Origin of the sequence: Winogradskyella sp., from assembly GCF_045105575.1 — a bacterium.
GTDB lineage: Bacteria > Bacteroidota > Bacteroidia > Flavobacteriales > Flavobacteriaceae > Winogradskyella.
On sequence record NZ_JBGCDQ010000041.1, the window covers coordinates 60,904 to 70,091 of the forward strand.

General features: G+C 31.9%; 13 protein-coding genes. All 13 read left to right on the forward strand.

Annotated features, from left to right (window positions below; genetic code table 11):
• Positions 1 to 62: 62 nt before the first annotated feature.
• Positions 63 to 701, forward strand: coding sequence for a cell envelope biogenesis protein OmpA (locus tag AB8B52_RS10125; protein ID WP_406027708.1), 639 nt, complete (start codon positions 63 to 65; stop codon positions 699 to 701).
• Positions 702 to 705: 4 nt separating this feature from the next.
• Positions 706 to 1,260 carry a crossover junction endodeoxyribonuclease RuvC gene (gene ruvC / locus AB8B52_RS10130; RefSeq protein ID WP_406027710.1) on the forward strand — a complete coding sequence of 185 codons (555 nt, stop codon included), beginning with the start codon at positions 706 to 708 and terminating at the stop codon, positions 1,258 to 1,260.
• Positions 1,238 to 1,663, forward strand: coding sequence for a hypothetical protein (locus AB8B52_RS10135; protein ID WP_406027712.1), 426 nt, complete (start codon positions 1,238 to 1,240; stop codon positions 1,661 to 1,663). The genes ruvC and AB8B52_RS10135 overlap by 23 nt, the downstream gene beginning before the upstream one ends.
• 56 nt (positions 1,664 to 1,719) lie before the next feature.
• Positions 1,720 to 2,847, forward strand: coding sequence for a radical SAM family heme chaperone HemW (gene hemW / locus AB8B52_RS10140; protein WP_406027714.1), 1,128 nt, complete (start codon positions 1,720 to 1,722; stop codon positions 2,845 to 2,847).
• Positions 2,848 to 2,883: 36 nt separating this feature from the next.
• Positions 2,884 to 3,156: a GIY-YIG nuclease family protein gene (locus tag AB8B52_RS10145; protein WP_406027716.1), complete on the forward strand. Its 273-nt coding sequence runs from the start codon at positions 2,884 to 2,886 to the stop codon at positions 3,154 to 3,156.
• A gap of 44 nt (positions 3,157 to 3,200) precedes the next feature.
• Positions 3,201 to 3,950, forward strand: coding sequence for a cyclase family protein (locus tag AB8B52_RS10150; RefSeq protein ID WP_406027718.1), 750 nt, complete (start codon positions 3,201 to 3,203; stop codon positions 3,948 to 3,950).
• A gap of 109 nt (positions 3,951 to 4,059) precedes the next feature.
• Complete coding sequence (locus AB8B52_RS10155) at positions 4,060 to 4,671, forward strand: DUF4230 domain-containing protein (RefSeq protein ID WP_406027720.1); 612 nt, start codon at positions 4,060 to 4,062, stop codon at positions 4,669 to 4,671.
• The gene (locus tag AB8B52_RS10160; RefSeq protein ID WP_406027722.1) at positions 4,668 to 5,027 is read left to right on the forward strand and encodes an MmcQ/YjbR family DNA-binding protein; all 360 of its coding nucleotides are present in this window, start codon (positions 4,668 to 4,670) and stop codon (positions 5,025 to 5,027) included. The genes AB8B52_RS10155 and AB8B52_RS10160 overlap by 4 nt, the downstream gene beginning before the upstream one ends.
• A 144-nt stretch (positions 5,028 to 5,171) precedes the next feature.
• Entirely contained in the window at positions 5,172 to 5,564 is a 393-nt protein-coding gene (locus AB8B52_RS10165; RefSeq protein WP_406027724.1) for a hypothetical protein, read from the forward strand.
• Between the two features lie 135 nt (positions 5,565 to 5,699).
• The gene (locus AB8B52_RS10170; protein ID WP_406027725.1) at positions 5,700 to 6,110 is read left to right on the forward strand and encodes a response regulator; all 411 of its coding nucleotides are present in this window, start codon (positions 5,700 to 5,702) and stop codon (positions 6,108 to 6,110) included.
• On the forward strand, positions 6,110 to 6,649 hold the full coding sequence (locus AB8B52_RS10175) for a heme NO-binding domain-containing protein (protein ID WP_406027727.1): 540 nt from the start codon (positions 6,110 to 6,112) through the stop codon (positions 6,647 to 6,649). Before AB8B52_RS10170 ends, AB8B52_RS10175 begins: the two co-directional genes overlap by 1 nt.
• Positions 6,649 to 8,607, forward strand: a complete 1,959-nt coding sequence (locus AB8B52_RS10180; protein WP_406027729.1) for a PAS domain S-box protein — start codon at positions 6,649 to 6,651, stop codon at positions 8,605 to 8,607. The genes AB8B52_RS10175 and AB8B52_RS10180 overlap by 1 nt, the downstream gene beginning before the upstream one ends.
• Position 8,608: 1 nt before the next feature.
• Positions 8,609 to 9,188: FIST N-terminal domain-containing protein (locus tag AB8B52_RS10185; RefSeq protein ID WP_406027731.1), on the forward strand; the 580-nt coding region annotated here is incomplete at its 3' end.

Sequence of the window (9,188 nt, forward strand, 5' to 3'; positions counted from 1 at the left end):
AATTGTTTAATTTTGTAGCGATCATTAATCAGCATACTGCAAATAAAATCAAAAACTTAGAGATGCAGCACAATTTAAAACAATACCTTTTCTTTTTTATCATCTTGTGTGTCACTTTTAAAAGCGAAGCGCAACTTAAAGACACTGCCAAATGGAAAGCCCTTTTTGCTCTCGGAGTTAATTATCCAACAACGGATGGGTTTGTTAAAGGCTCTTATGCGCAATCGGTGAATTTTCCAACGGTTAATTTAGGAATTCAGCACATGCTAAAACACCAATATGGTGTAAAATTAGATTATGGATTTAATCGTTTTAAAAATGCGGATGGTACTCCCGAATTTAAAATTAATTACTCGCGAGTTAACGCACAGTTTGTGTATGATCCTTCTGAATATATTCCATTTTTACCAGCAAGATTGAGGACTATTGCGCACGCAGGTCCTGGTTTGGCATTTGTAAAACCTTTGGGTTTGTTGCGCGAAAACGACCAAACATTTTTAAACATTAATGCAGGTTTAGAAGTACATTATGCCATAAACGAAAAAGTCTCCATTTACACAGATGTTGCCTATTTGTATGGAGTGACTTCTTTAGATAATTACGATCCGGTTTTAAGTGGTCTCGGAGCTTTTAATGGCAGCGTTTTTAATCTTACCTTTGGCTTGGCGGTTTCATTAAGTGGTTGCCAATATTGCGACTAACGTCATGAGCAAAGAAAAAATTATTTTAGGCATAGATCCAGGTACCACTATTATGGGTTTCGGACTCATTAAAATTGTAGGCAAGAAAATTGAGTTTATGCAGCTTAACGAGCTCATGTTAAAAAAGTACGACGATCACTATCTAAAATTAAAACTCATTTTTGAACGTACGGTAGAACTCATTGACACCTATCACCCAGACGAAATAGCTATTGAAGCACCCTTTTTTGGTAAGAATGTACAAAGTATGCTCAAGTTAGGACGCGCACAAGGCGTTGCTATGGCAGCAGGTTTGTCTCGCGAAGTTCCCATTACCGAATACGCACCAAAAAAAATAAAAATGGCCATTACAGGAAACGGAAATGCCAGTAAAGAACAAGTGGCAAAAATGTTACAGAGCATGTTAGGTCTTAAAACTATTCCTAAGAACTTAGATTCTATGGATGGTTTGGCAGCTGCGGTTTGCCATTTTTATAATCAAGGTCGCGTTGAAGTTGGAAAGAGTTACAGTGGTTGGGGAGCTTTTGTGAAGCAGAATGAAGGACGTGTTAAAAAGTAGCCAGTTTATAGTCAAAGTATCTCGTAAAATAGAGCCAATGAAAATTGTTGTATTACTTTTTATAGTAAGTCAATCTTTAATAAGTTTTAGTCAAGGGCAAGTTGAACTGAATGATTTAGCTCATCAAAATTGGTATCAATCTCAAAAAATAAAAGATTCGTTAGTTGCTGAATTAAAAATTATAAATAAGAATGATTCAACGTTTATGACGTCTTTTGAAGCTTCAGAAAAACTTTGGACAGCCTTTGTAGACAAACAGTTTAAACTAAAATTTCCGGCTTATACATCTTGGGAAACTAGAAGAGAAACCTATGGTAGTCAGTTTGATATGCTCAATTTTCAATTTATGAAGTTATATTGTGATTTAAGAATACAAACACTTTATAACTTATTTGAAGAATAAGATAATTTTTTGATTTTTAACTGCTGTAAACTACGACTGAATACTATAAAAACTAAATGAGCGGCATCTACATCCACATACCATTTTGCAAACAAGCATGTCATTATTGCGACTTTCACTTTTCTACCTCATTAAAAAAGAAAGAACCACTTATTAATGCGCTCATTAAAGAGTTAGAACTTCGTAAAGACGAATTTAAAAGCACAACTGTAGAAACCATATACTTTGGAGGTGGAACTCCATCATTATTAACCAACGAAGAATTACAATTTATAATTGATGCAGTTTATAAAAATTATGTTGTTTCAGACCATCCAGAAATAACTTTAGAAGCTAATCCAGATGATTTAAGTAAAGACCGAATTGTAGCACTATCTAAAAGTAGAATTAATAGACTTTCAATAGGGATACAATCTTTTTTTGAAGCCGATTTAAAACTCATGAATCGCGCACACAATGCAGAAGAAGCCAAAACTTGTTTAGAAGAAGCAACAAAATACTTCAATAATATTTCTCTCGATTTAATTTATGGAATTCCTAATGCGTCAAACGAACAGTGGTTGGCAAATATTGAAATGGCTTTAAGTTTCGGTATTCCTCATATTTCCAGTTATGCACTTACCGTTGAACCCAAAACAGCATTGGCATCCTTCATAAAAAAAGGCATTATAGATAACGTGGACGATGAGCAAGCACACGATCAATTTCATATGTTGAAAGATAAATTAGAAGCCTCAGGTTTTACGCATTATGAATTGTCTAATTTTGGAAAAAAAGGCTTTTTCAGTAGAAATAATTCAGCCTATTGGCAAGGCAAATCTTATCTGGGAATTGGGCCTTCCGCACATTCGTTTAATGGCAAACAACGTGGCTGGAATGTGAAAAATAATTCAAAATATATAAATTCTATTTCTAAAAATGAACTACCAATTGAGATAGAAACATTAACACAAACCGATCAGTACAACGAATATATTATGACGGGTTTACGAACTATTTGGGGAGTTTCTTTGGGTAAAGTAGAAAAAGACTTTGGTGCAGTTTTTAAGAATTACTTAATTGAGCAATCAGAACTTTTTATAAATCAACAATTATTGTATATTGATGATGCACATATCAAAGTCACAAAAAAAGGACAGTTTTTGAGTGATGGTATTGCTAGTGAACTATTTATGCTGAACTAGTTTCAGCATCTTTTGAATGGAAACGTAAGGACTATATTGGAAAAGGGTTTTACATATATACCTTCAAACAAAAATAAAACGGTTTTATACGTTGGCGGATCAAAGTATTTGAAGAGGCGTGTTGCGTTGCACAAAGCTGGGAAAGCGGTGCAATTCACTAAAAGGTATAACCTTAATGAATTAATATATTTTGAAGTATATCCAGATTTTCATGATGCGTTTTCAAGAGAGAAACAACTTAAAAATTGGCGTAAAGAATGGAAATGGAATTTAATTAAATCTATGAATCCTGAACTAAAAGATTTATAATTATTAACTCAACTTAAACAGATACTGAAATAAATTTAGCATAAATGCTTACAACTATACAATACAATTCAAGAAAACTAAAAATAGATTTATCGCAACCCTTAGATATTTCCATACCAATAACAGGAAAAGCGACCAATGTTAACGCATGGTATTTAGATCCACCTAAGATAACACCTGAGGTTATCGATGGTGAATCTATAAGCGTCGCCAGTGGTGCAGTGGTTAATTTTAATACCATTACATTTAATCCACATTCGCACGGCACACATACGGAAACAGTGGGTCATATCACCGAAAAAGTCTATTCGGTCAATAAACAATTAAAGCAGTTTTTTTTCTTAGCAGAAGTCGTAACTGTAGCGCCAGAAAAATTAGGTGACGATTATGTCATTTCAAAAAAACAATTGCAGTTTGCCTTAGGGAATAAAAAACGCGAAGCAATTATTATTAGAACTTTGCCAAATACCAGCAGTAAAAAGTCGCGGCAATATTCTAACACCAATCCCACGTATTTATTAGAAGATGCTGCAACCCTTTTAAAAACCAAAGGAATTAAACATTTGTTAATTGATTTACCAAGTGTAGACAAAGAAAGTGATGGTGGCGAACTTTTAGCACACAATGCGTTTTGGAATACTAAAGGGAAGTTGCGTTTAGATGCTACCATAACCGAGTTTATTTATGTATCCAATAAAATAGATGATGGCTGTTATATGCTGAATCTTCAAATTGCACCTTTTGAAAATGATGCAAGTCCGAGTAAACCGATTTTATACAAAGTATTAGATTAAATAGTGCTTGAAACTGTAGAGTTTAGCGTCTGTGGCCACAGGTAAAAATGTGACAATACCAAAACTAAAGTGTCCTAATTATAGTATATAACAAAATTTAAAAATTGTAATGGAAACCTTTTTTATCATCATCATAAGTATTTTAGTCACCTTAGGTTTAGTGACCATTTACAAACAATGGAAAACTAAAAAAGTGACTAATGAGCAATCTATTTTGCTTTTAGACAAAATAAAACGCGTCTGTAAATTTGTAACAGTAGAAGGCGATTTTGCAGAAATCTATCATTATGAAGATGTTAAGGAAAAATTCTTAAAACTGATTACCAGTCGTAAAAAAGCACTAGTGGTTATCAATGCCAAAGCGCATGTGGGTTTCGATTTAAGTAAAGTACAAATGTCGTCAAGTCCAAAAACAAAAACGGTGACCTTAACCCATTTTCCGCAACCAGAAGTCTTATCTATTGAAAGTAATATTAATTATTACGATAAAAAAGATGGGATGTTTAATAAGTTTGAAGCGGCCGATTTAACCGAATTACACGTTAAAGCTAAAGCACATATTATGGATAAGGTGCCAGAAAGCGGTTTGTTTAATGTGGCGAAGCAAGAAGCTTTAGAAGCTATTAATTTAATTGAGAATTTAGTAGAAACTATTGGTTGGAAATTAGATTATTCTGCCTTAACAATCGAGAAAAGCGAAGAAAAGAAACTTTTAAAATGAACATAGAGGACTTCAGAAATTATTGCCTCAGCAAAAAAAAAGTAACCGAACACTTTCCGTTTGATAATGATACGCTTGTTTTTAAAGTTTTGGGTAAAATGTTTGCCTTAGCATCACTTAAAAAATGGGAAGCAGGCGATGGCTTCATCAATTTAAAATGCGATGTAGATTACGCGCAACAACTCAGAGCAGAATACGCGTCTATTAAAGAAGGCTATCATATGCATAAACAGCAGTGGAATAGTGTATATATTCACACAGGTGAACTTTCACCAAAACTTATTACAGAATTAATAGACCATTCTTATGATATGGTTGTAAAAGGTTTACCTAAAAAGCTGAGAGATAGTCTGTAAACAAAAATCAGATGATATAAATTCTACTCAAAGACTATTTTCTTCCATTCGTCGCTCCCAAATGTTAACTCATCGAAAAAGTCAATTTTAAAGTATATCTCCCTTTAGTTTTGGGGTATATTAATTCAATATAACCTCAAGACTATGAATACTTTACTTATTTACGCAATGCTTTTACTAGGCCATTTATGTGTTTATTTTTATTTTAAGAATAACTTTAAATATTTGAATTTTTTAAATTTTAATAACCATTTAGATTCTGTAAAAGATAGGTGCATAGAAAAGCCCAAATCACAACTAAATCAAAACACACATATTATAACGGATAGTGTCGAAGATAATAAGCATGTTCTTCTAAAAAAAAGTCTTAGACATTTAGAATTTATAGCTGAGTTTGAAATGTATTTAGAACAAAAAAAGCTTAAGAATTTTTCTGTTGAATTTCTTCAAGAATTTGAAAAAATAAAGATTGAAGCCCAATTGTCTGCACTTAAAACTACAAATCAATTAAATACAACTACTAGAATGGCGGCATAACTTTTATTTTTTGCTTTTACCATTCGTCGACACATATCTACCATCCGTCGACACTTAATAACCTTCAACCGAATTATATACTAAGGTCAAAAACAATTGGTCTAATTTGCACTTTAAGTAAAACTGAAATTAGATATGAATACCCTTAATATTTTGCTGATTGAAGATGATATGATCGAGGTGATGAAACTAAACAGAGCAATGAATTCGCTTCAGCTTAATCATAAAATTACAGAGGCAAATAATGGTGAAGATGCTTTAAAATTATTAGAACAAAAAGATAATCTTCCTGATATTATATTTCTAGATTTAAACATGCCAAAAATAAACGGTATTGAGTTTTTAAAAATATTAAAGGCAGATGATAGACTCAAGTATATCCCAACAATAATCCTAACGACTTCAAATAACCAACGCGATTTATTAGAGTGTTATAAAATAGGTGTAGCTGGCTATGTATTAAAGCCATTGAAATATGAGGAATATGTCTCCAAAATCGAAAAATTATTGTCATATTGGAGTATTAATGAATTAATCACCGCTTAATGAAAGGAATTGTTTTTACAGAATTTTTGGAGCTTGTTGAAGACAAGTTTGGATTAGAAATGGTGGATAATATTATTTCGAGTTCAGATTTAGAGTCTGATGGAATTTATACCTCAGTTGGTACGTATAGCTTTTCTGAAATGCTGCAACTTTTACAACACTTAAGCAAAAACACAGGTTTATCTATAGACAATTTATTGCTAGTATATGCAGAACATTTCTTTAGTGTAATTGAAGATAGTTATCCTGGTTTGTTGGCTACATACAAAGATCCTATTGAAATGATATCTTCTATAGAGAATCATATTCATGTTGAGGTAAGAAAAATATATCCAGATGCGGAATTACCAACTTTTGAAGTTGTAGAGAAAACAAAAGATTCTTTGGTAATGATCTATACATCTAGTAGAGCTATGCACCATTTTGGTTTGGGCTTAATGAATAAAACTTTTGAGCATTTTAATTCTACAGCAACAATAGAATTAGAAAAAATCAAAGAAGACGGTACAGAAGTAAGATTTATTATTAAAAAAAATTAATGAGTAAAGAAGAGCTTGAGGTATTCAAACGAGCCCTTCTTAGAGAAAAGAAGGCGAGAAAAGCCGCAGAAAAAATTCTCGAAGAAAAGTCTAGGGAATTATACCAAACGTCTCAAAAATTAGAGAATTTATTAAGTGAAAAATCGTCTCAATTACAAGGTGTTTTTGAAAACATAGTTGATGCCTATGTTGTTATGGACCTTAATGGAAATGTTCTAAAGTTTAATGAAGCAGCTACAAAACTTTTTGGTTACGATATCGATCAAGAATCCTTAAATGTAGTAGATATTATATACAAGAGTGATATAGAATATGCTATGACTTCTTTTACTGTGCTAAAGGATAAAGGCTTCTTTAAAGATTACGAAGCCAGAATTTATACTAAAAGTAAAGAGGTGAAATGGGTTCATATTAATGCTAGTTTAGTATTTGATAAAGAAAACACACCTATAGCTGCTCAAGGTATTGTTAGAGATATTACGGATCAAAAATCTTCAGCCGAAGATCTGATAAAATCAGAAAGTAGATTGTCGTCGTTAATTCTTAATCTAGATAGTGCGGTTTTACTAGAAGATGAAAATCGTGAAATTGTATTAACAAATAAAAGATTTTGCGACTTATTTAGTATTCCAGTAGAACCAGACTTGCTTAAAGGTCAGGATTGTTCAAATGCAGCAGAACAAAGTAAAGGGCTTTTTGAGGATGAGGATAAATTTGTAAATAGAATCGATGAGGTTCTAAAAAAGAAGAAGACCGTTTTAGCAGATGAATTAATTATGAAAAGTGGCGTCGTTTTAGAGCGCGACTTTATACCTATTATTAAAGGTGGTATCTATAGAGGACATTTATGGACATACAGAGATGTTTCATTACAAAGAACCTACAGTAAAAGTTTAGAAGCTCAAAAACAAAAATATTACAATATCATTGCTAACATGAATCTTGGATTGGTTGAGGTGGATAACAATGATGAGATACAAATGATTAATCAAAGCTTTTCTGAATTGTCTGGTTACTCAGAATCAGAACTAATTGGTAAAAAAGGAGGAGACGTATTTCAAATAAAAGGTGGTGCTGACATTATTAAAAATGAGAATGATAAACGTAAAAAAGGGCAGTCTAATTCTTATGAGTTAAAAGTAAAAATTAAAAATGGTGATATAAGACATTGGCTAATCAGTGGAGCTCCTAATTATGATTTAAACGGAAAAGTTGTAGGTTCTATAGGTATCCATTTAGATATTACGGACCTAAAAAGTCTAGAAATTCAAAAAGAAAAGCTATTAGTTAAGCTAGAAAAAAGTAATGACGAATTACAAGAATATGCTCATATTGTATCACACGATTTAAAATCACCGCTTCGAAGTATTGATGCGCTAGTAAATTGGTTAAAAGAAGACAATAAAGATAAATTAGATGAAGTAAGTCTTCAAAATTTTAAACATATAGAGACTACACTCGAGAAGATGGAGCAACTAATTACAGATGTTTTAAATTACTCTAGTGTTGGGTCAGATAATAATGAAACTTCAGATGTTGATACAGATACTTTAGTTAGTGATTTAATAAGCATTTTATATGTGCCAGAACATATTGAGGTTAAAGTACTCAATCAATTACCTATTATAAAAGGTGATAGGACAAAGTTGCAACAAGTATTTCAAAACCTAATAAGTAACGCCATTAAATTTACGTATTCAGATAAAGGTTTAGTAGAAATAGATGTTATTTCTAAATTAGACCATTATGAATTCTCTGTAAAAGATAATGGTATTGGAATTGAAAAGAAATTTCATGATAAAATTTTCAAAATCTTTCACTCTCTAAATAAAAGTAAAGACTCTACAGGTATTGGCTTATCTATTGTTAAGAAGATAGTTAATTTACATGATGGAGAGATTTGGTTAGACAGTGAACCAGGAAAAGGCTCGACTTTTTATTTTACTCTAAAGAAATAATATGCTAATTACAACAACAAATATTGCAGAAATTGTAGATGATATTTCAAATCATGTTAATGATCAAGCAGCACTAATTTCTATTGGAGAACATATGGAAATTAATGTTGAAGAATTAGTTACTGCATTAAACGCTGCTAATTTAAAATTTATGGGAGGGATTTTTCCAAAAGTCATTCATGGAAACTCAATTTTAGATAAAGGCATTGTTTTAAATACACTTAGCAAAGTTGAAGAATTATTTTTAGTAAAAGACATAAGTAAAAAAGAATACACAATACCAAAAATTACTTTCGATGAAAGTAATGCCTATAGTATTATTACTTATGTAGACGGATTAACATCTAATATTTCTCACTATTTAAGTGGTTTGTACGAAAACTATGGAATGCAAACCAATTATTTTGGTGGTGGTGCTGGAAGTTTATCATTAGAACAATCGCCTTGTGTATTCTCAAATGAAGGTCTTTTTCAAGATGCTGCTGTGGTTGCCTTAGTACGTATGCAATCTAGAATCGGAGTGCGTCATGGATGGAATAAAGTAGATGGTCCTTTTATTGTAACAAAGGCAGAAGGAAATA

What these genes read in the sequence shown, in the direction of transcription:
- AB8B52_RS10175 (WP_406027727.1), top strand. Translation starts at nt 6,110, where the DNA reads ATGAAAGGAATTGTTTTTACAGAATTTTTGGAGCTTGTTGAAGACAAG.
- hemW (WP_406027714.1), top strand. Translation starts at nt 1,720, where the DNA reads ATGAGCGGCATCTACATCCACATACCATTTTGCAAACAAGCATGTCAT.
- AB8B52_RS10125 (WP_406027708.1), top strand. Translation starts at nt 63, where the DNA reads ATGCAGCACAATTTAAAACAATACCTTTTCTTTTTTATCATCTTGTGT.
- AB8B52_RS10170 (WP_406027725.1), top strand. Translation starts at nt 5,700, where the DNA reads ATGAATACCCTTAATATTTTGCTGATTGAAGATGATATGATCGAGGTG.
- AB8B52_RS10165 (WP_406027724.1), top strand. Translation starts at nt 5,172, where the DNA reads ATGAATACTTTACTTATTTACGCAATGCTTTTACTAGGCCATTTATGT.
- AB8B52_RS10160 (WP_406027722.1), top strand. Translation starts at nt 4,668, where the DNA reads ATGAACATAGAGGACTTCAGAAATTATTGCCTCAGCAAAAAAAAAGTA.
- ruvC (WP_406027710.1), top strand. Translation starts at nt 706, where the DNA reads ATGAGCAAAGAAAAAATTATTTTAGGCATAGATCCAGGTACCACTATT.
- AB8B52_RS10135 (WP_406027712.1), top strand. Translation starts at nt 1,238, where the DNA reads ATGAAGGACGTGTTAAAAAGTAGCCAGTTTATAGTCAAAGTATCTCGT.
- AB8B52_RS10180 (WP_406027729.1), top strand. Translation starts at nt 6,649, where the DNA reads ATGAGTAAAGAAGAGCTTGAGGTATTCAAACGAGCCCTTCTTAGAGAA.
- AB8B52_RS10150 (WP_406027718.1), top strand. Translation starts at nt 3,201, where the DNA reads ATGCTTACAACTATACAATACAATTCAAGAAAACTAAAAATAGATTTA.
- AB8B52_RS10155 (WP_406027720.1), top strand. Translation starts at nt 4,060, where the DNA reads ATGGAAACCTTTTTTATCATCATCATAAGTATTTTAGTCACCTTAGGT.